We start from the raw sequence: 20,140 nt of genomic DNA on the forward strand, positions 1-20,140 counted from the left end.
CGAGGAAAAGCTTGTCCTCACGCGGCACGGGGTTCGTGCTGATCCGACACTGGCGGGGCCAGTGCAAGCTTTCTCCCTGGCCTGACGACGCTCCGCGCCAACAGGGCCAGGGAGAAACTTCCACTGTCCCTGCTAGGGAAACACTGTTGTATTCCCGCGGCTGCACGCGGTGTGCTTTCAATTAGCAATGACCGCGCGCTTGTCACTTGCCCGCGGGGGGACGGTGGCGGTACCCTCTGCCGGCTTCGCTGGCGGGTGACCGCTGCGCTATTATTTCAGGTGCGACGAGAGGTTGCGTCAGGTCCGCATGAAACAGAAGGTTTACGTCAGGACCCATGGTTGCCAGATGAACGAGTACGACTCCGCGAAGATGGCGGAGCTGCTTGGGCATGCGCGTGGCTACGAGGCGGTGGATGATCCGGAACAGGCGGATCTGTTGTTGCTGAATACCTGCTCGATCCGCGAGAAGGCGCAGGAGAAAGTGTTCTCCGAGCTCGGCCGATGGCGGGCTCTGAAGGAGCGAAATCCCGACTTGGTTATCGGGGTCGGCGGCTGCGTTGCCAGCCAGGAAGGCGAGGCGCTGCAGCAGCGGGCGCCGTTTGTCGATCTGGTGTTCGGGCCGCAGACACTACACCGTTTGCCGGAAATGCTCGACCGGACGCGCAGCGAGCGTCAGCCCGTGGTCGATGTCAGCTTTCCCGAGATCGAGAAATTCGACCGCCTGCCGGAGCCTCGCGCCGAGGGGCCGACGGCGTTTGTCTCGATCATGGAGGGCTGCAGCAAGTACTGCAGCTTCTGCGTCGTGCCCTACACCCGCGGCGAGGAGATCAGCCGGCCGTTCGACGATGTGCTGGCCGAGGTGGCGATGCTGGCCGAGCAGGGCGTGCGCGAGGTCACGCTGCTGGGCCAGAACGTCAACGCCTACGACGGCGAAATGGCGGACGGCACGCGCGCCGACCTGGCTTTGCTGATCCAGTTCCTGGCGGCGATCGACGGCATCGACCGCATCCGCTACACCACCAGTCATCCGCTGGAATTCTCCGACAGCCTGATCCAGGCCTATGCCGAGATCCCTGAGCTGGTGGACCACCTGCACCTGCCGGTGCAGAGCGGCTCCGATTTCGTGCTGCGGCTGATGAAGCGCGGTCACGGCATCGACGAGTTCAAGGACAAGATCCGCCGGCTGCGCGAAATCCGGCCGGACATCAGTATCGGTTCCGATTTCATTGTCGGTTTCCCCGGCGAGGACGCGGATGCCTTCGAGGAAACCATGACCCTGGTCGAGGAGATCGGTTTCGATCAGTCGTTCAGCTTCGTCTACAGCCCACGCCCCGGAACACCGGCAGCCTCGCTGGCGGACAGCGTGCCGATGGCGGAGAAAAAGGCGCGGCTGCAGCGCCTGCAAACCGCCATCGAGGCCAATGCCCGGCGCATCAGCGCGTCCATGGTGGGGACCGAACAGCGGGTGCTGGTGGATGGCGTGTCGAAGAAGGACGACACTGAGATCAAGGGCCGCACCGGCAACAATCGCGTGGTCAACATGCCGGGCCAACGGCGATTGATCGGACGCTTCGTGACGGTCCGGATCACCGATGCCCTGGCGCATTCCCTGCGCGGCGAGATCGTGGCGGTGGAAGAGGATCTGCCGGGTGATGCCGTGCCGGCCAGTGCCTGAGCTAGAGGAGACCTCTTGAAAGCCAATCCCGACGCCCTGGATTTCACCCTCGAGCCCGCGGACAACCAGCGCCTGGCCAATCTCTGCGGGCAATTCGACGAAAACCTGCGCCAGGTCGAACGGCGACTGGGTGTCGAGATCAGCAACCGGGCCCACCGCTTCCGCGTGATCGGTGAAGGCGATGCCGCGCGGGCCGCGGAGCTGGTGCTGCGTGACCTCTACAATGCCTCCGGTGGCCGCGACCTGAGTCCGGAGCAGGTGCACCTGTTCCTGCAGCGTTCGGGCGTCGAGGCACGGCTGCGCGACGATGGACCGGCACCGCAGGATGTGGTCATCCGCACCCGCAAGACCGAGATCCGCGGCCGCGGTCCGAATCAGCAGAAGTACCTGCACAATGTGCTGGGCCATGACCTGAACTTCGGCATCGGGCCGGCGGGTACCGGCAAGACCTATCTTGCGGTCGCCGCTGCCGTCGAGGCCCTGGAAAAGGACGAGGTGCGGCGCCTGGTGCTGGTGCGGCCTGCGGTCGAGGCCGGCGAACGTCTGGGCTTTCTGCCGGGCGACCTGGCGCAGAAGGTGGATCCGTATCTGCGGCCGCTGTACGACGCCCTGTTCGAGATGCTCGGCTTCGAGCGGGTGGGCAAGCTGATCGAGCGCAACATCATCGAGGTGGCGCCGCTCGCGTACATGCGCGGCCGCACGCTGAACAACGCCTTCATCATCCTGGACGAGGCGCAGAACACCACCGTCGAGCAAATGAAGATGTTCCTGACCCGGATCGGTTTCGGTGCCACGGCGGTGGTCACCGGCGACGTCACGCAGATCGACCTGCCGCGGGGCACCGCCTCCGGCCTGCGCGATGCAATCGAGGTGCTGAAGGATGTGGACGGCGTCAGTTTTACCTTCTTCACCGCCCACGATGTGGTTCGGCACCCGCTGGTTCAGCGCATCGTCCAGGCCTACGATCGACAGTCGGCGGGCAAGGACAGCGGATCGCGGACATGAGTCAGGACAGCCGAACATCGGCGGCAGAGCGGATCGAGATCCAGTACGCCTGTCGCCAGCCCGATTGTCCCACCGAGCAGCAGATTCACGCCTGGCTGACACCGGTGCTGGATCTTGCGCCGGCCGATGCCTCACTGTGTGTTCGTCTGGTGGACTCGGAGGAATCCCGCAGCCTGAACCGCCGGTACCGGGGCCGCGACGCGCCAACCAATGTGCTGTCCTTCCCGTTCGAGTCGCCGCCCGGCCTGAGTCTGCCGATCCTTGGAGACCTGGTGGTCTGTGCCGAGGTGCTGGCCGGCGAATGTGCCGAGCAGGCCAAGACCCGGGACGCCCACTGGGCCCATATCCTGACCCACGGTGTACTTCACCTGCTGGGGCATGATCACCAGAACGAGCGTGAGGCAACCGCAATGGAGGGGATCGAGCGGGACCTGCTTGCCCGCCTCGGCTTCGCCGATCCTTACCTGGAAGACGCAGCAGCGAGGCTGGCATGAGCGTCGACGACAAGCGAAGCGAACAGGGTGGCGGCGGACAACGCGGCTGGCTGGAGCGCCTGGGCCAGGCGCTTTCGGGCGGCGAGCCGCGCGACCGCGAGGATCTGGTTGATACGCTGCGGGATGCGCAGCGCCGTGAGCTGCTGGATGCCGATCAGCTGGCAATGATCGAAGGCGTGCTGCATGTCTCCGAACTGCAGGTGCGCGACATCATGATTCCGCGCAGCCAGATGGTGGTGGTCCGGCGTGATGCGGATATGGCGGAGTTGCTGGCGCCGGTGATCGAGTCCGGGCATTCGCGCTTTCCGGTTATCGGTGACAGCCGCGATGACGTGGTCGGCATCCTGATTGCCAAGGACCTGTTGCGTTTTGTCGCGGACGACGGCGATTCGCGGTTGAAGATGCGGGAACTGATGCGGCCGGCGCTTTTCGTCCCGGAGAGCAAACGCCTGGATGTGTTGCTCACCGAGTTCCGCAGCAGCCGCAACCACCTTGCCGTGGTGGTTGACGAATACGGCGGTGTGGCCGGCATTGTCACGATCGAGGATGTGCTGGAGCAGATCGTCGGCGAGATCGACGACGAGCACGACTATGACGACGATCGCTACATCCTCAGTCATCGTCAGGGTGGCAGCATGGTCAAGGCGCTGACCCCGATCGAGGATTTCAACAGTCATTTCGAGACCGAGTTGTCGGATGACGAATTCGATACCATCGGCGGACTGGTGGCGCACCGCTTCGGTCACCTGCCAAAGCGGGGCGAGATAGTGACCATCGACAGCCTGCGCTTCGAGGTGGTCCGCGCGGACAACCGGCGCATTCACCTGCTGCTGGTTCGTCAGATCCCGACCTCCGGTTCGCAGGAGCGAAGGCAGCCGGACAGTGCCGCCGGCTCCTCCGTCGACGCGCTAGGGAAACGCTGATTTATTCCCGCGTCTGCGCCCGAGACCGGTTTTGGTCATCTGGCAAGGCGCGGTGCCGGTTCGGTAGCTGTAGCTACCGGGCCGGTGACGCAACACAGTCAGGGGCCAAAACCGGCCGGGCCCTTCGGGTTGGGTCGCATTTTTCCCGATTGCTGTGTTGCGCTGCTTGACCGCAGAATGACTGCGGCGCTGCGCAGCGCGCCTTGCCTCGGAAAAAATGCGGACTCCAACGCAGGCGTGCGAATAAATCAGTGTTTCCCTAAGGCGCTTTTCAAAAACAACAGAGTTCCTGCATGCAGATTCCCGCTCCGGCCCTGACGCAACGCCGCTGGATCTACCTGCTGGCCGCCGTTGCCGGTGGCCTGTCGCCGTTGATCTACGCGCCATTCGGCTGGTCACTTCTGGCGCTGCTGATTCCGGCGGCGCTGTTTGCCCTGGTGTTGCAGTTGCCGCGTCGCCTGGCGTTCGAGGCGGCCTATGTGCACGGCGTGGCCTACTATGCCGCCGGCGGACACTGGATCTGGTACAGCGTCGGCGAGTTCGGCGGTGGCCCGCTGGTAGCCACCGTGTTCTGTGTGCTGCTGGCGCTGGGCTTTGGCCTGCTGACCCTGGCCGCGGTTGCGCTCGCCTGGGTGCTGCGTCCGGGCCAGCGCCTGCCGATGCTGTTGCTTACCCTGCCGGCCGCCTGGGTGATGCTGGAGTGGGTGCAGGGTTGGCTGTTCACCGGTACCACCTGGCTGCAACTCGGTTACAGCCAGACGGATGGCTGGTTCGGTGCCTATGCGCCGTTGATCGGGCCACTGGGGATCAGCCTGCTGCTGGCGGTGCTGGCCGGTGGCCTGGTCGCCGCTGTGCTGGCCGGGCGGGTCCGGGGCATGGTGCTTGCCGTCGGCGCTGCGCTCGCCTTCTGGGTCGGCGGCGCCGTAATCGACCGGGACTGGACCGAGCCGGCCGGCGAGCCATTGCAGGTCGCGTTGTTGCAGGGAAATATTGCCCAGGATGAAAAATGGGAACCCGACAACCGCGTTCGCACGCTGGAGCTTTACCGCCGCCTGAACGACCGTTACCTGGGGGCGGACCTGATCGTCTGGCCCGAGACCGCGGTGCCGGCCTTCTACCATCATGTCGTTGACAGCTACCTGGTGCCGCTAGCCGAGGAGGCCGCCGAGCACGGCACCGAGTTGCTGATCGGAATCCCCTCCTACGATGCCGACAGTCGTCGAATCTTCAACAGCGTGCTGGGCCTGGGCGAGGAGATCGGTTTCTACCACAAACGCCATCTGGTGCCGTTCGGCGAGTATGTACCGTTCCGGGGGCTGTTCGGCGGCGCCCTCGACGTATTCGGTGCGCCGATGTCGGATTTTTCCGCCGGCTGGCGTGCCGAGCCGTTATCGGTGGCCGGCCAGCGCGCCGCGGTCTCGATCTGCTACGAAATCACCTTCCCCAACGAGGTGCGGGATTTCCTGCCGGAGGCGACCCTGCTGGTCAACGTCAGCAATGACGGCTGGTTCGGCACCTCGATCGGGCCACACCAGCACTTCCAGATCTCCCGCATGCGGGCCCGTGAGACCGGGCGCCCGCTGTTGCGCTCGACCAATACCGGCATAACGGCGGCAGTCGACCATCGTGGCCGGGTCGTGGCGCGCGCACCGCAGTTCAGTGTCGAGGCGCTGGCTGCCGAGATCACGCCGATGCAGGGCAGTACGCTGTATACCCGCACCGGTGACCTGCCCGTGCTGCTGACGCTGGCCGGCATGCTGCTGCTCAGCGGTGGCCTGCGCTGGTGGCACCGTCGGCGCCCGGTGGCCGACGCCGACGGTGCCGGCTCCGGCTGAGCGCCCGGTTCCCGTCCTGGCCGCCTAGTCGTCGGTCGTGTCGTCCTCCCGCGCCACGCGTCGAAACGCCGTCCCCTTGCAGCCGCCGCAGGGCGGGATATGCCCGGTAGCCCGGAACTGCAGCACCTTGCCGCAGTTCTCGCAGCGCAACTGGCCTGGTCCCGTGACCTCGCCGGTGCGCCAGGTTTCGGCCTGGCGCAGGGAATCCTGCAAGGCCAGCCATTCAAGCCGGGTCTTGTCGGCGATACTGGTGAACCGGTCAAGCAGCCAGTTCTCGAGCAGGGCCAGATCCATGCGGAACCAGCCCCGCAGATCATCATCGGTGTCCGGACGTGCCAGGTAGCGCGCCGCATCCTCCACGTCCCGGCGAATGTAGTCGGCGACCCGCGCTGCTTCCTCCTGGCTCAGTTCCCCCAGTTCGATGGCGCGTTTCCTGGCGCGTTCCAGAGCATCGCGCAGCCGCGGGCGGGCCTTGTCGTTGGCCTCCTCGAGCAACTCCGTGATGCGCTCCAGCATTCGCTCGTAGCCGTGCAGTTGCCGATCACTGTCCTTCTTCTCCGGTTCGCTCATTCGCCGTGCTCCTCTCAAAAGTCCGGGCGTATTGTCTGTCCCGCTCCGTAAGCCTAATCCAGACCGACCCCTGTCGTCGCATCGGCAGGCGCTGGTCGATGCCGTATACTTGCGGGCTTTTCCGGACACAGACAAAGCGACGCCGTTTCATGCAAGAACACTATGATCCGCAGCGCATCGAGGCCGAGGTGCAGGCCCACTGGCAGCAGCAGGACAGCTTCCGTGTTGTCGAAGATCCGCAGCGCCAGACCTACTACTGCCTGTCGATGTTTCCCTATCCCAGCGGCAAGCTGCACATGGGGCATGTGCGCAATTACACCATCGGTGACGTGATCAGCCGGTATCAGCGCATGCAGGGCCGCAATGTGCTGCAGCCGATGGGCTGGGACGCCTTCGGCCTGCCGGCCGAGAACGCCGCGCTGCAGCGTGGCGTGCCGCCGGCGGCCTGGACCCGCGAGAACATTGCCGCGATGCGGACGCAGTTGCAGCAGCTCGGCTTCGCCTACGACTGGTCCCGCGAATTTGCCACCTGCGATCCGGACTACTACCGCTGGGAGCAGTGGCTGTTCACCCGCCTCTATGGAAAGGGCCTGGTCTATCGCAAGACCGCCACCGTGAACTGGGATCCGGTGGACCAGACGGTACTCGCCAACGAGCAGGTGGTTGATGGCCGCGGCTGGCGCTCCGGCGCGGTGGTCGAGCGACGGGAGATCCCGCAGTGGTTCCTGCGCATCACCGATTACGCCGATGAACTGCTGCAGGGCCTGGAGCAGCTTGATGGCTGGCCGGAACAGGTGCGTGCCATGCAGCGCAACTGGATCGGTCGCTCGGAGGGCGTCGAGCTCGAGTTCGCGCTGGCCGATCGGGACGAACGCCTGACCGTCTATACCACCCGCCCGGATACCCTGTTCGGCGTCAGCTACATGGGCCTGGCCCCGGAACACCCGATCACCCGGGAGCTGGCTGCGGACAATCCGGAGCTGGCTGCGTTCGTCGAGGACTGCCGCCACAGTGGCGTCGCCGAGGCGGCCATGGCGACCATGGAGAAGCGCGGCATGGATACCGGCCTGCGTGCGATCCATCCGTTGACCGGCGACAGCATTCCGGTCTGGGTCGCCAATTTCGTGCTGATGGAATATGGCTCCGGCGCGGTCATGGCAGTGCCGGCCCACGACCAGCGCGACTGGGAGTTTGCAAGCCGCTATGGCCTGCCGATCCGGACCGTGATCGCGGCAGAGGATGGCAGTCTGCCGGATACCGGCGAGGCGGCGTTCACCACCCCCGGCGTGCTGGTCGATTCCGGCGCCTACGATGGCCTGAGCTCGGCTGCCGCGTTCGAGGCCATTGCCGCCGATCTGGAACAGCAGGGTGTCGGCCGGCGGCGGGTCAACTACCGCCTGCGCGATTGGGGTGTCTCCCGGCAGCGTTACTGGGGTGCGCCGATCCCGATGATCCATTGCCCGGACTGCGGCGTGGTGCCGGTGCCGGACAGCGACCTGCCGGTAGTCCTGCCCGAGGACGTGGCCATCGATGGCTCCGGTTCGCCACTGAAGAAGATGCCGGAGTGGTCGCGCTGCAGTTGCCCGCAATGCGGCGCCCAGGCAGAGCGCGAGACGGACACCTTCGACACCTTCATGGAATCGTCCTGGTATTTCGCCCGCTTCGCCTGCGCCGACAACGATCAGGCGATGCTGGACGGGCGCGCCGCTCACTGGTTGCCGGTGGACCAGTACATCGGCGGTATCGAACATGCGATCCTGCATCTGTTGTACGCGCGCTTCTTCCACAAGTTGCTGCGTGACGAAGGCCTGGTGCCCGGCGACGAACCGTTCCAGCGGCTGCTGACCCAGGGCATGGTGCTGAAGGACGGCGCCAAGATGTCCAAGTCCAAGGGCAACACTGTGGATCCGCAGGGTCTGGTGGAGCGCTACGGCGCGGATACTGTGCGCCTGTTCACGATGTTTGCGGCGCCGCCGGATCAGTCGCTGGAATGGAGTGACTCCGGCGTCGAAGGCGCCTTCCGTTTTCTCAAGCGCCTGTGGGCCCTTAGCCACAACCATCTGCAGAGGCCGCCGGCGCCGGCCGTGGATCGGGATGCGCTCGATGATGCGCAGCGGGGACTGCGGCGCAAGGTACACGAGACCATCGCCAAGGTCGGGGACGATCTCGGTCGTCGGCATACCTTCAATACCGGTATCGCCGCGGCGATGGAACTGGTCAATGCGCTGTACAAGGCCATCGATGACGACAGCGATCAGGGCCGTGCCGTACTGCAGGAGGGGCTCGAGTCCACGGTACTGCTGCTCGCGCCGATCGTGCCGCATGTCTGTGATCGCCTCTGGCAGGAACTCGGACATGCCGAGCCGATACTGGATGCCGCCTGGCCGACAGTGGACGAAACGGCCCTGCTGCAGGACAGTCTGGAACTGGTGGTACAGGTCAACGGCAAACGGCGCGGCCAGATCCTGGTGCCGGTGGATGCCGCGCGCGACGCGCTGGAGGCCGCCGCGCTGGAGGAGCCGAACGTGGGACGTTTCATCGAGGGCAAGACGGTGCGCAAGGTGATCGTGGTGCCCGGCCGCCTGGTCAACGTGGTGGCCAACTAACGTGGCCTGGCTGAGGCGCTGCGGCTTGTTGCTGCTGTGTGCCGCGGTTGTCGGCTGCGGCTGGCATGTGCGCGGGTCGGTGCCGGAAGACAGCGCCCGGCTGGATGGCCAGGAACTGCATCTCTCCAGCCGCACCGGAACCGGTGAGCTGTATCGCGAGGTGCGCGACGCGCTGGAAGGTGCCGGTGCCAGGCTGGTGTCCTCCGGTCCCGGTGTGCCGACCCTGATTCTCAGCGATGAACGCACCGGGACGCGGGCGATTACCGGTGGCCGCCGTGCGCTGGTCCGTGAAACCGAATTGCGCTACGAGATGGACTGGGAACTGCGCGACGCGGACGGCGAGCGCCTGGGCAACCGGGAGACCTTCGAGCAGGTCCGCTACTACACGGCAGAGCAGGAGCGTGAACTGGCCAGCCGTGTCCGCCGGGATCAGGTGGTGCTGGAGCTGCGTCGGGATGTGGCGCAGATGCTGGCGACGCAGGCCGGGACACGCTTGTCTCGGGAGCGCTGAATGGTCCTGCGTGCGGACCAGTGGCAGGCGCACCTCCGCCAGGGGCACTTGTCACCGGTCTACCTGCTGGCCGGCGAGGAGCCCCTGCAGTTGCAGGAGGCGGCCGACGGGCTGCGGGCCGTGGCGCGCGAACAGGGCCACAGCGAGCGCACGGTGCTGACCGTGGATGCCGGTTTCGACTGGGGGCAGTTGCATGCCGCCGGCGCAAATCTCTCGCTGTTCGGCGAACGACGGCTGCTGGAGCTGCGCATGCCCGGCGGCAAGCCCGGCCAGACCGGTGCCAGGGTGCTGGCGGACTGGTGCAAATCACCGCCAGACGACACCGTGTTGCTGGTCCTCTGCGGTCGACTCGAGGCCGCGCAACGTCGTGCCGCCTGGTTTCGGGCCATCGACCGCGCAGGCCAGGTACTGCAGGTCTGGCCACTGCCACTGTCCCAGCTGCAGGCCTGGGTCAGGCGCCGCATGCAGACCACGGAACTCCAGCCCGCGGCGGGTGCCGTCGAACTGCTGGCGGAGCGCAGTGAAGGCAATCTGCTGGCAGCCAGCCAGGAAATCGAGAAGCTGCGCCTGTTGCACGGTGCCGGGCCGATTACCGTGCAGGACGTCGGTGACGCTGTCGCCGACAGCGCCAGGCATGACGTGTTCGGTCTGGCCGAGGCGGCATTCTCCGGGCAGCCGGCCCGTCTGCTGCGCATCGCGCGCCATCTGAGGGCCGAGGCCGCCGAGCCGGTGCTCGCCCTCTGGGCCCTGGCGGCCGGTGTTCGTGCGGCCGCCGCGATCCGTATCGGGCAGGCGCCGCGCGAGGCCCTGCAGCAGAACCGTGTGTTCGGTGATCTGGGTCGTGCCGTCGAGCGGGGTGCACGACGCCATTCCGGGGCGCGTTGGGAGCAGTTGCTGTCGCGGGCCGCGACCGTGGATCGGGTGATCAAGGGCGCGTCTTCAGGGCGTGGCTGGGGTGAACCCTGGAATGAACTGATAAACTTTGGATTGGCAATAAGCGGAAGTTCCGTGGTGCAGGAAGAGGCATGAACGCGACAGTTACAGCGACTACCGACATTCCGGATTACGTGCGCCGGGTGGGACAGCAGGCTCGGCAGGCGGCGCGTGCCATGGCGCGGGCGGACAGCGGGTGCAAGAATGCGGCATTGCGCGGTATCGCGGATGCACTGCAGGCGCAGGCCGAAACCATCGCCGCCGCCAATGCCCGCGATATGGAGGCAGGGCGCAGCAACGGCCTGGATGCGGCACTGCTGGACCGGTTGGAATTGACGCCGCCGCGGATCAGCGCCATGGCGGAGGGCTTGCGCCAGATCGCCAGCCTGGCGGATCCGGTGGGCGCGATCAGCGATCTGGATTACCGCCCCAGCGGCATCCAGGTGGGTCGCATGCGGGTGCCCCTGGGCGTGATCGGCATCATCTACGAATCACGGCCGAATGTGACTGCCGATGCGGCCGGCCTGTGCCTCAAGTCGGGCAATGCCGCGATATTGCGCGGCGGCTCCGAGGCCATTCACAGCAACCGCGCGATTGCCGGGTGCATTCGCACGGGTCTGAAGCAGGCCGGGCTCCCCGGGGAGGCGGTGCAATTGATCGAGACCACCGACCGGGCGGCGGTCGGCGCGCTGATCCGTGCCGATGATTGTGTCGACGTCATCGTGCCGCGCGGCGGCAAGGGCCTGATCGAACGTATCAGCAGCGAAGCCACGGTGCCGGTGATCAAGCACCTGGACGGTGTCTGCCATGTCTACATCGATGATCAGGCGGATCCGGACAAGGCCGTGCGGGTGGCGGTCAATGCCAAGACCCAGCGCTACGGTACCTGCAACACCATGGAAACGCTGCTGATCGCCGAGCCGGTGGCCGCAGCGCTGCTGCCGCGGCTTGCTGCCAGCTATCGCGAGCATGGCGTCGAACTTCGGGGCTGCGAACGCAGCCGGCAATTGGTCGACGGATTGCTGCCGGCGGAAGAGGCGGATTGGGCCGCAGAGTACCTGGCGCCGGTACTCGCCGTGCGCGTGGTTGCGGACCTGGAGGCGGCGATGGAGCACATCGCGCGCTGGAGTTCAGGGCATACCGAATCCATCGTGACCGAGAATTTCAGCCGCGCGCGGCGCTTTCTGCGCGAGGTGGATTCCAGCTCGGTCATGGTCAATGCCTCGACCCGGTTCGCGGACGGTTTCGAATACGGGCTGGGCGCCGAGATCGGGATCAGCACCGACAAGCTGCATGCCCGTGGGCCGGTGGGGCTGGAGGGGTTGACCACGTTGAAATGGATCGTGCTCGGCGATGGCCATATCCGTGAGTAACGGGCTGGTCGCCGCGGCTGGCAGGGGGTGCATATGAGCCGCCTGCTGGGACTGCTGGGGGGCACTTTCGATCCGGTGCACAACGGTCATCTGCGCGCAGCCCTGGATGTCTGCGAGGCTGGTCAGCTGGACCAGCTCCGGCTGCTTCCCTGTCATATCCCGCCGCACCGACAGACGCCCCGGGTTGACGCGGCGACGCGGCTGCAACTGCTGCAGGCTGCAATCCATGGCGAGGAACCCCGGCTTGTTGTGGACGACCGCGAACTGCGCCGGGACGCGGTGTCCTATACCGTCGATACCCTGCATTCGCTGCATCTCGATTTCCCGGCGGCGCGCCTCTGCCTGCTGCTGGGAACGGACACCTTCAACGGGCTGCCATCCTGGCATCGCTGGCGCGAGCTCGGTGAACTGGCTCACCTGGTGGTGATGCAGCGGCCCGATTTCAGTGCGACGGATGACCCGGTGCTGGCGCGCTGGATGCGCGAGCGTCGCACCGAGGACTGGACGGACCTACGGGCCGAGCCGTTTGGGCGGGTCCTGTTCCAGCCGGTCGCGCAACTCGGTATTTCCGCCAGTCTGGTGCGGCAACGGCTGGCGGCCGGCCGTTCCGCCCGCTACCTGGTGCCCGAGCCCGTCTGGCAGCAGATTCAGCAACAGCAACTCTACGCAGCCCCCTGAGCTATCCACCCGGAGGAAGACAGAACCGTGCAGCAGAACGAGCAGCAAACAGCCCTGTCGGACGAGGCACTGCGTGATCTTGTCCTGGTCGCGCTCGAGGACAGCAAGGCGGTGGATCCCGTGGTGCTTGATGTCCGTGGCAAGACTGGGATTACCGACTTCATGATCATCGTCGCCGGCAATTCCAACCGGCACCTGCGCTCGATCGCCGACACCGTGGTCGAGCAGGCCCGCGAGCGGGGCGTGCGGCCGCTCGGCGTGGAGGGTGTGGAGTCTGCCGAATGGATCCTGGTGGATCTGGCCGATGTGGTGGTCCACGTCATGTTGCCGCGGGTGCGCGATCTGTACCGGCTGGAACGCATCTGGGGGATCGACGAGGACGAGGCCGAGCAACAGGACGGCGGCTGAGTCATGCGATTGCACCTCCTTGCCATCGGCCGCAAGATGCCGGACTGGGTGGCGCAGGGGTTTCGGACCTACGCGGAACGGATGCCGAAGGAAATGCCGCTGCTGCTGCGGGAATTGTCCAGCGGGGATCGTGGCAAGGGTGCCAACCCCGCCCGCGCCCGCGACGTGGAAGCCGAGCGACTGCTGCAGGCCCTGCCGCAGCCGGGGCGGGTGGTCTGCCTGGATCAGCGCGGCCGCCAGCAGACCACCGAGGCGCTGGCCGAGCGGCTATCGGACTGGCGCCAGGATGGGCGCGATGTCGCCTTTATCGTCGGTGGTCCGGACGGCCTGGCCCGGCCCTGTCTCGACCGGGCCGACGAATCCTGGTCGTTGTCGCGGTTGACCCTGCCGCACATGCTGGTGCGCGTGTTGCTTGCCGAGCAGTTGTACCGTGGCTCGACCATCCTTGCCGGACACCCCTATCATCGTTGAATCGCCGGGGGTTGCATCATCCCGGGAAACAAGCGGAGTTACCATGACCGAACAGGCACAGATCTATCTCGCATCGCGCTCGCCACGACGGCATGCCCTGCTGCAGCAGATCGGGCTGCCATTCCTGCCGCTGACGGTGGATGTGGACGAGGCCGCGGGTGAGGAAGAGAGCGCCGAGGTCTACGTCATCCGGCTGGCGCTGGAAAAGGCGCGCGCGGGCTGGGCACAGTTGGCCGGGGATGCGCCGCGCCTGCCGGTGCTTGGTGCCGACACCGCTGTCGTGCTCGATGACGGGCGTATTCTGGGCAAGCCGGTGAACCGCAGCGACGGACTGGCGATGCTGGAGCAACTGTCCGGGCGCGTCCACCGGGTGCTGACCGGGCTTGCCCTGGTCGACGACCGCGAGGCCACCCGGCTGAGCGTCAGCAGCGTCGGTTTTCGCGAGCTGGACCGGGCCGATATGGAGGCCTACTGGGTCACCGGTGAACCTGCGGACAAGGCCGGCGCCTACGCGATCCAGGGACGTGGCGCGGTGTTCGTCAATCATCTGGAGGGCAGCTATTCCGGCGTCATGGGCCTGCCTTTGTACGAGGTGACGGACCTGCTCGCCGAGTTCAGCCTCGACTTCCGGCAGTCCTGGTAGGGCGCCGGCGTTTCGATGTCGGAAGAGATTCTGATCAACTGCACGCCGCAGGAAACCCGGGTCGCATTGGTCGAGAACGGGGTCCTGCAGGAAGTGGCGGTGGAGCGAACCCGTCGCCGCGGGCTGGTCGGCAATATCTACAAGGGGCGGGTACAGCGCGTGCTGCCCGGCATGCAGGCCGCGTTCATCGAAATGGGCCTGGAGCGCACCGCATTCCTGCATGCCTCGGACATCGTCCGGCCCCCGCTGGCCGAGGGCGAGAACGGCGAACGGCCGCCGACACCGGATATCCAGCAGTTGCTGCACGAGGGGCAGGAGATCGTCGTGCAGGTGGTGAAGGATCCGATCGGTACCAAGGGTGCCCGCCTGACCACTCAGATCACGATGGCCTCCCGCAACCTTGTTCTGTTGCCCGACAACCCGACGGTCGGCATCTCCATGCGGATCGAGGACGAGACAGAGCGGGCCCGTCTGCGGCAACTTGCACAGCAGTTCTCGGCCGAGGACGGCTGCGGCGGGTACATCATCCGTACGGCCGCCGAGCAGATGACCGAGGATGCGCTGCAAAGTGACCGGGAGTTTCTGAAGAAGCTCTGGGAAACGGTGTCGGAGAACGCTGCATCGGCCAGGGCGGGCACCTGCATCCATGAGGATCTGCCGCTGGCCATGCGGACCCTGCGCGATATGGTAACGGTCGAGGTGGAGCGGATCCGCGTCGATTCCCGGGAGAACCATCAGAAAGTACTTGCCTTCTGCAAGGATTTCTTTCCGGCCATGGCGACGCGGGTTGAATACTACCCGGGCGAGAGACCGCTGTTCGACCTGTACGGGGTCGAGGAGGAAATGCAACGGGCGCTGTCGCGCAAGGTCGATCTCAAGTCCGGCGGTTATCTGATCATCGACCAGACCGAGGCCATGACCACGGTTGACGTCAACACCGGCGGTTACGTCGGCCGCCGCAACCTGGAAGAAACCATCTTCAAGACCAACCTGGAGGCGGCGCAAACGATCGCCCGCCAGGTGCGGCTGCGTAACCTCGGCGGCATCATCATCATCGATTTCATCGATATGCATGACGAGGAGCACAAACGCCAGGTTCTGCGGGCGTTGGAGAAAAGCCTGGACCGGGATCACGCCAAGACCCAGATCAGTGGCGTGTCCGCCCTGGGTCTGGTGGAAATGACCCGCAAGCGGACACGAGAGAGCCTGGAGCACGTGCTCTGCGAACCCTGTCCAACCTGTGGTGGCCGTGGCACGCTGAAGACCGCCGAGACGGTCTGCTACGAGATCTTTCGCGAGATCATGCGCGAGGCCCGGCAGTTCGATGCCGACCGGCTGCTGGTGCTGGCGGCGCCGGCGGTCATCGATCTGATGCTGGACGAGGAGAACCTCGGTATCGCCGAACTGGAATCCTTTATCCAGCGCCCGGTCACCTTGCAGGCCGAAGCGCTGTATGCCCAGGATCAGTTCGACGTCGTTCTGATGTGAACCGCGCTGCCGCCGCCGTAGTCGAAGTTTCGATGAATCGCGTTGCTGATCAAGTCGTGTTTCCGGCCAGATCACGGCGCGGGCAATCCGGCGCCGCGCCGGAAGGCGCGGTTCGATACCCGACCATTTCCGGGCTGACATGGTTGCGCTTGTCTACGCGCTAATGCGCTGGCTGACTTACGGCACGGTCGCTGTGCTGGTGCTGCTGGCGGTTGCAGTGAGTCTGCTGCGTGCCGCGCCGGCGCTGGCGCCATTTTATCAGGATGCCTTGGAAGACACCCTGGCCGAGCTTTCCGGACGGCCGGTTGCGCTGGGCGGCCTCGAGCTGGACTGGCACGGCCTGAGGCCAGGCTTCTCGGTTGCGGAACTGCATCTCGGCGGGGATGACGAGGATGCCGGCATCCGCTTGCAGGGGCTGTGGCTGCAACTGGATGCCGCAGCGTCGGTGCGCGAACGGCGTCCGGTATTGGCTGCGGTGGAGTTGTCCTCACTGGACCTGACGCTCCAGCGAACCCTGGACGGTCGCTGGCACCTGCTCGGCGCGGGTGTGGCCCAGCAGCCGGAATTCCAGCTTGACTGGCTGAATCGGCTTGCAGGACAGGTCGAGCGCATCCGCCTGCATGACGGCCGGGTGCAGATACAGGATCTGCGCCGGGCGGAAACCGTGGTTGTGGAGGAACTGCGGCTGGATCTGCAGTTGGGGGGTGGCGTGCCGCCACGTCTGGCGGCACGGGGCCGGCTGCCGGAGGCCTGGGGCGGCGGCCTGGACCTGCGGGCGCAGTGGGATGCGGGCACCGGCGAGCTGGAGCACCGACGGCTGCGGGCTTACCTGCAGATGCCCGGGCTACGTCCTGGCCTGCTCGAGGCTGCGCTCTCGGTTCCGGTTGGGGAGATGCCCTCTGCCAATCTGCGTGGTGATCTGGAGCTCTGGCTGGAGTTGGAGGGTGGACTCGCATCGCTGGTACCAGGCGATGCCGTCACGGATCGCGAGGTCGCGTTCACGCTCGGTCTGAACGATGGCGCGCTGGTCTTTCCGGGACTGTTCCGCGGTGAGTTGCCCTTCAGTTCGTTGCAGGCAGGAGCTGCACTGCATTTTCGCCGGGGCGACGACTGGGTGCTGGATCTGCACTCCGTTGACGCCCGGACCGCTGACGGTCGACTGCGGGGGCACGCCCTGTTCGGGCGTCGGCACGGCAGCCCGCTGTATCTGGATATCCACGGTCGCCTGCAGGGGGAGGAAGGCAATGTTGCCAGCACGCCGCGCTACCTGCCGGCGGGAATCATGCCGCCGGCGCTTGTCGACTGGCTGGACCGCAGCCTGATTGACGGTACCGCCCGCGAGGCCGAGGTCAACGTGCAGGGTTTCGCGCCGGATTTCCCGTTTGCCCACGGCGAGGGACGGTTCGAGGTATTGGCGGAGCTGCGGGATGCAACGCTGAACTACTGGCCGGAATGGCCTGCCCTGGAGGAGGCCGACGGCCGTCTGCACTTCTTCGGCCAGTCGATGGACATTCGCGCCACCGAAGGCCGCATTGGCGACGCCGGGGTCCGGGGCGTTGCCGCCCGTATTGCCGTGCTGGGGCAGACTGCCCTGACCATCGATGGCGAGGTCGAGGCGGACGGCGAGGCCTACCTGGACTTCCTGCGTGCGATGCCACTGGCTGGCGACGGCCTGCGCACCGCGCTTTCCGCCATGCGTCTGGACGGACGTCATCCGCTTGCTCTGGGACTGGAGGTTCCGTTTCAGGGGCAGCCGATCGCCGTCAACGGCCGGGTTGATCTGCGAGATGCGGCGTTTGCGGTGCCCGACTGGGACTTGCGGGCTGACCGGCTGAGCGGGTCGGTCCGCTTCACCGAGTCGGGAATTCTTGCCGATCAGGTGCAGGGGCGTTTTCATGGTGCGCCGGTGAGGCTCCGTTCCCATCTTGATGATCCGGGACGGATCACCTTGCTGGCCGAACTGGACGGCGTGCCGGTGTCCGCTCTGCAGGCGCATGTACCGGCCGTGGATTTCCTGAGTGGTGGCACCGACGTGCAGCTGCGTGCACGGTTGCCCGATTTTTCCGGGCTGGCGGCCGATGAGCCGCTTGCGCGACTGGATTTCCGTTCCAGTATGCGCGGCGTCGGCAGCAACTTGCCGTCACCACTGGACAAGGCCGAGGACGAATCCACGCGGCTTGAGGTTGCGTTTGACGTGGACCCCCAGCTTGGCCCGGTGCGCATCGCCTATGGTGATCGGACGCGGGTGCTGGTGCTGCCGGGAGACCGGGGTGTCGACGGCATCGGTGTACGTTTCGGCGGCGAGCAGCCGCGGATTCCGGTCGCCGGCGGTCTGGAAGTGAGCGGCCGTCTCGATACGCTGGATCTTGCGGGCTGGACGGATTATCGGCCCCGCGAGCAGGGCACAGCGGCGGATGGCGAGGGGCTGCCGCTGCGCTGGCTGGACCTGGATGTCACCTCCCTGCGATTCAACGCGCTTGAACTGCGCGAGGTGGAGTTGTTCGGCGTGCGGGAGAACGACACCCTGCAGCTGACCTTCTCCGGCACCGATGCGCTGGGTAGTCTGGCAATCCCCCTGGCGGCGGATGCGGAGGAACCGTTTCGTGCGGATCTTGACTACCTGAACCTGCGCGGCGTCGGTGAACTGACGGCCCTGAATGGGGATGGCGGAGGACCGTGGCTGGCAGATGGCCTGCAGCCGGCGGATCTGCCTGGGCTGGTCTTCAATATTGCCGATCTGCGGCTCGAGGAGCGTCCCCTGGGGCGTCTCGCGCTGCGCGCCGGACCGGATGCAGACGGCGATTATGTCTTGGAGAACCTGGGGCTGAGCGGCGCGGATCACGAACTGGAGGCCAGAGGTGGCTGGCAGTCCGCCGACGGGGTCAGGCTGCGTGGCGTGCTGCGCAGTGAAGATGTCGGCGCACTGCTGGCGGGTTTCGGGTACGGTGAAATGAAGCGCGGCGGGCGGGGACGGCTGCGCGCCAACCTGCAATGGCCCGATGGGCCGCAGGCGCTGCGCATGGACGCCATGCAGGGCGAAATGTCCCTGCGGCTGCGCGATGGACAGCTGGTCCAGGTCGAGCCGGGTGCCGGCCGGGTTTTCGGTCTGCTCAGTGTGGCGCTGATTCCGCGACGGCTTAACCTGGACTTTGGCGATGTGTTCGAGGAAGGGTTCGCCTACGATTCACTGGACGCGGAGCTGAGCTTTGCAAACGGGATTGCGACTCCGGAAACGCTGGTCATGGAAGGCCCTTCGGCGCGGATCGCGGTCAGCGGGCCGGTTGACCTGTCCCGCCGGGAATATGATCAGCACGTGATCGTTCGGCCGAAGGCCTCCGCCACGCTTCCGCTGGTTGGCGGTCTGGTTGGCGGCCTGCCCGGTGTTGCCGCGATGATGCTCGCCGAGCAGCTGTTCCGCGGTGGCGTCGATGGCGCCGCGCGGGCCGATTACCGGATTACCGGGCCCTGGCATGCGCCGGAAATCGAGCGGCTCGGTCGTTTCGGGACCGGTGTCCCATCGCCCGACGCGGACGGCACGGGTGACGACGCGCCACAGTCACGGCCGGGCCGGTTCGGGTCGTCCCGGCCCTGATCATCAAGCAGACGAGGCACAGCCTGATGCATAGCAATCCTTCTCGACCGGGGCGTCTGGCGGCCATCCAGATGGCCTCCGGTGGCCGGGTGGCAGCCAATGTCGCCGAGATCCGCAAGCTGGTCGCGCGCGCCGCGGCCGGCGGCGCGGACCTTGTCCTGTTGCCCGAAAACGCGTTCCTGATGGGGCGCAGTGAGGCCGACAAGCTTGCCATCCGCGAGCCCGACAGCGGTGGCCCGATACAGGCCTGCCTCGCCGAACTTGCGGCCAGCCACGGCCTCTGGCTGGTTGCCGGGTCAATCCCGATGGTTGGTGACGATCCGGGCCGCGCGCGCCAGAGCTGCCTGGTGTTCGATGACCGCGGTCAGCGGGTTGCGCGCTATGACAAGGTTCACCTGTTCGATGTGCAGGTCTCGGTCGATGAAGCTTACCGCGAGTCCGCCACGCTGGAGCCCGGTGATCGTGCGGTTGTGGTCGAGACGCCGTTCGGACGCCTGGGCCTTTCCATCTGTTATGACCTGCGTTTCCCCGAGTTCTACCGGGCCATGGTCGAGCGGGGTGCGGAACTTCTCGTGGTTCCCTCTGCCTTCACAGCACGGACCGGAGAGGCGCACTGGCGGCCGCTGTTGCGGGCGCGAGCGATCGAGAACCTGTGTTACGTGATTGCGGCCAACCAGGGCGGCTTCCACCTCAACGGCCGCAGAACCCATGGCGAGAGCATGATCGTCGACCCGTGGGGCCGAATCCTCGACGTGCTGGAGCATGGCAGCGGGGTTGTTTTCGGCGATTTCGACCCCGATTCATTACGGGACATCCGGCGGCGATTTCCGGCCCTGGCCCATCGCCGCTCGGTGCCGGTCGACGAGGTTATGACTGCTCCGGCGTCGGTCGCGGTGCCGCTCTCGACAGACAATCAGTCCTGAGCCGGGTCCGGC

At 66.1% G+C, this 20,140-nt stretch carries 17 protein-coding genes; 16 read left to right on the plus strand and 1 reads right to left on the minus strand.

The window, feature by feature from the left end:
• Positions 1 to 307: 307 nt before the first annotated feature.
• The 5 genes from miaB (at position 308) to lnt (ending at position 5,932) form a co-directional block, all read left to right on the plus strand.
• Positions 308 to 1,675 (plus strand): tRNA (N6-isopentenyl adenosine(37)-C2)-methylthiotransferase MiaB, encoded by a 1,368-nt coding sequence (miaB, locus tag M0534_RS07820; RefSeq protein WP_248567867.1) that lies wholly within the window; start codon positions 308 to 310, stop codon positions 1,673 to 1,675.
• A gap of 15 nt (positions 1,676 to 1,690) precedes the next feature.
• Entirely contained in the window at positions 1,691 to 2,680 is a 990-nt protein-coding gene (locus tag M0534_RS07825) for a PhoH family protein (protein ID WP_248567868.1), read from the plus strand.
• On the plus strand, positions 2,677 to 3,174 hold the full coding sequence (ybeY, locus tag M0534_RS07830) for an rRNA maturation RNase YbeY (RefSeq protein ID WP_248567869.1): 498 nt from the start codon (positions 2,677 to 2,679) through the stop codon (positions 3,172 to 3,174). The genes M0534_RS07825 and ybeY overlap by 4 nt, the downstream gene beginning before the upstream one ends.
• On the plus strand, positions 3,171 to 4,097 hold the full coding sequence (locus M0534_RS07835) for a CorC family transporter (protein WP_248567870.1): 927 nt from the start codon (positions 3,171 to 3,173) through the stop codon (positions 4,095 to 4,097). The genes ybeY and M0534_RS07835 overlap by 4 nt, the downstream gene beginning before the upstream one ends.
• A gap of 293 nt (positions 4,098 to 4,390) precedes the next feature.
• Positions 4,391 to 5,932 (plus strand): apolipoprotein N-acyltransferase, encoded by a 1,542-nt coding sequence (gene lnt / locus M0534_RS07840; protein ID WP_248567871.1) that lies wholly within the window; start codon positions 4,391 to 4,393, stop codon positions 5,930 to 5,932.
• 24 nt (positions 5,933 to 5,956) lie between these two features.
• On the opposite strand, the gene M0534_RS07845 is transcribed toward lnt, so the two are convergent.
• Complete coding sequence (locus tag M0534_RS07845) at positions 5,957 to 6,502, minus strand: zinc ribbon-containing protein (protein ID WP_248567872.1); 546 nt, start codon at positions 6,500 to 6,502, stop codon at positions 5,957 to 5,959.
• Positions 6,503 to 6,651: 149 nt separating this feature from the next.
• Here M0534_RS07845 and leuS point away from each other — a divergent pair, with 149 nt between their 5' ends.
• The 11 genes from leuS to M0534_RS07900 all read left to right on the plus strand — a co-directional run bounded on the left by leuS (position 6,652) and on the right by M0534_RS07900 (position 20,128).
• Complete coding sequence (leuS, locus tag M0534_RS07850) at positions 6,652 to 9,108, plus strand: leucine--tRNA ligase (protein WP_248567873.1); 2,457 nt, start codon at positions 6,652 to 6,654, stop codon at positions 9,106 to 9,108.
• A 1-nt stretch (position 9,109) separates the two neighbouring features.
• The gene (locus tag M0534_RS07855) at positions 9,110 to 9,619 is read left to right on the plus strand and encodes an LPS-assembly lipoprotein LptE (RefSeq protein WP_248567874.1); all 510 of its coding nucleotides are present in this window, start codon (positions 9,110 to 9,112) and stop codon (positions 9,617 to 9,619) included.
• Positions 9,620 to 10,648, plus strand: coding sequence for a DNA polymerase III subunit delta (holA, locus tag M0534_RS07860; RefSeq protein WP_248567875.1), 1,029 nt, complete (start codon positions 9,620 to 9,622; stop codon positions 10,646 to 10,648).
• Positions 10,645 to 11,925 (plus strand): glutamate-5-semialdehyde dehydrogenase, encoded by a 1,281-nt coding sequence (locus M0534_RS07865; RefSeq protein ID WP_248567876.1) that lies wholly within the window; start codon positions 10,645 to 10,647, stop codon positions 11,923 to 11,925. The genes holA and M0534_RS07865 overlap by 4 nt, the downstream gene beginning before the upstream one ends.
• A gap of 33 nt (positions 11,926 to 11,958) precedes the next feature.
• Positions 11,959 to 12,603: a nicotinate-nucleotide adenylyltransferase gene (gene nadD / locus M0534_RS07870; RefSeq protein ID WP_248567877.1), complete on the plus strand. Its 645-nt coding sequence runs from the start codon at positions 11,959 to 11,961 to the stop codon at positions 12,601 to 12,603.
• A gap of 27 nt (positions 12,604 to 12,630) precedes the next feature.
• A complete protein-coding gene (gene rsfS, locus M0534_RS07875) occupies positions 12,631 to 13,011 on the plus strand; it encodes a ribosome silencing factor (protein WP_248567878.1) in 381 nt (126 codons plus the stop codon).
• Between the two features lie 3 nt (positions 13,012 to 13,014).
• Positions 13,015 to 13,482 carry a 23S rRNA (pseudouridine(1915)-N(3))-methyltransferase RlmH gene (gene rlmH, locus M0534_RS07880; RefSeq protein ID WP_248567879.1) on the plus strand — a complete coding sequence of 156 codons (468 nt, stop codon included), beginning with the start codon at positions 13,015 to 13,017 and terminating at the stop codon, positions 13,480 to 13,482.
• Between the two features lie 43 nt (positions 13,483 to 13,525).
• Positions 13,526 to 14,125 (plus strand): Maf family protein, encoded by a 600-nt coding sequence (locus tag M0534_RS07885; RefSeq protein WP_248567880.1) that lies wholly within the window; start codon positions 13,526 to 13,528, stop codon positions 14,123 to 14,125.
• A gap of 15 nt (positions 14,126 to 14,140) precedes the next feature.
• Positions 14,141 to 15,613: a ribonuclease G gene (gene rng, locus M0534_RS07890; RefSeq protein ID WP_248567881.1), complete on the plus strand. Its 1,473-nt coding sequence runs from the start codon at positions 14,141 to 14,143 to the stop codon at positions 15,611 to 15,613.
• A 139-nt stretch (positions 15,614 to 15,752) separates the two neighbouring features.
• Positions 15,753 to 19,205, plus strand: coding sequence for a YhdP family phospholipid transporter (locus M0534_RS07895; RefSeq protein WP_248567882.1), 3,453 nt, complete (start codon positions 15,753 to 15,755; stop codon positions 19,203 to 19,205).
• 26 nt (positions 19,206 to 19,231) lie between these two features.
• On the plus strand, positions 19,232 to 20,128 hold the full coding sequence (locus M0534_RS07900) for a carbon-nitrogen hydrolase family protein (RefSeq protein ID WP_248567883.1): 897 nt from the start codon (positions 19,232 to 19,234) through the stop codon (positions 20,126 to 20,128).
• Positions 20,129 to 20,140: the final 12 nt, after the last annotated feature.

It is taken from the genome of Methylonatrum kenyense (assembly GCF_023195885.1).
Taxonomy (GTDB): Bacteria; Pseudomonadota; Gammaproteobacteria; order Nitrococcales; family Aquisalimonadaceae; genus Methylonatrum; species Methylonatrum kenyense.

Coding starts and splice junctions, on each gene's coding strand:
- holA (WP_248567875.1), top strand. CDS start 9,620: ATGGTCCTGCGTGCGGACCAGTGGCAGGCGCACCTCCGCCAGGGGCAC.
- M0534_RS07845 (WP_248567872.1), bottom strand. CDS start 6,502: ATGAGCGAACCGGAGAAGAAGGACAGTGATCGGCAACTGCACGGCTAC.
- M0534_RS07835 (WP_248567870.1), top strand. CDS start 3,171: ATGAGCGTCGACGACAAGCGAAGCGAACAGGGTGGCGGCGGACAACGC.
- nadD (WP_248567877.1), top strand. CDS start 11,959: ATGAGCCGCCTGCTGGGACTGCTGGGGGGCACTTTCGATCCGGTGCAC.
- rlmH (WP_248567879.1), top strand. CDS start 13,015: ATGCGATTGCACCTCCTTGCCATCGGCCGCAAGATGCCGGACTGGGTG.
- miaB (WP_248567867.1), top strand. CDS start 308: ATGAAACAGAAGGTTTACGTCAGGACCCATGGTTGCCAGATGAACGAG.
- leuS (WP_248567873.1), top strand. CDS start 6,652: ATGCAAGAACACTATGATCCGCAGCGCATCGAGGCCGAGGTGCAGGCC.
- M0534_RS07895 (WP_248567882.1), top strand. CDS start 15,753: ATGGTTGCGCTTGTCTACGCGCTAATGCGCTGGCTGACTTACGGCACG.
- lnt (WP_248567871.1), top strand. CDS start 4,391: ATGCAGATTCCCGCTCCGGCCCTGACGCAACGCCGCTGGATCTACCTG.
- rng (WP_248567881.1), top strand. CDS start 14,141: ATGTCGGAAGAGATTCTGATCAACTGCACGCCGCAGGAAACCCGGGTC.
- M0534_RS07885 (WP_248567880.1), top strand. CDS start 13,526: ATGACCGAACAGGCACAGATCTATCTCGCATCGCGCTCGCCACGACGG.
- ybeY (WP_248567869.1), top strand. CDS start 2,677: ATGAGTCAGGACAGCCGAACATCGGCGGCAGAGCGGATCGAGATCCAG.
- M0534_RS07900 (WP_248567883.1), top strand. CDS start 19,232: ATGCATAGCAATCCTTCTCGACCGGGGCGTCTGGCGGCCATCCAGATG.
- M0534_RS07865 (WP_248567876.1), top strand. CDS start 10,645: ATGAACGCGACAGTTACAGCGACTACCGACATTCCGGATTACGTGCGC.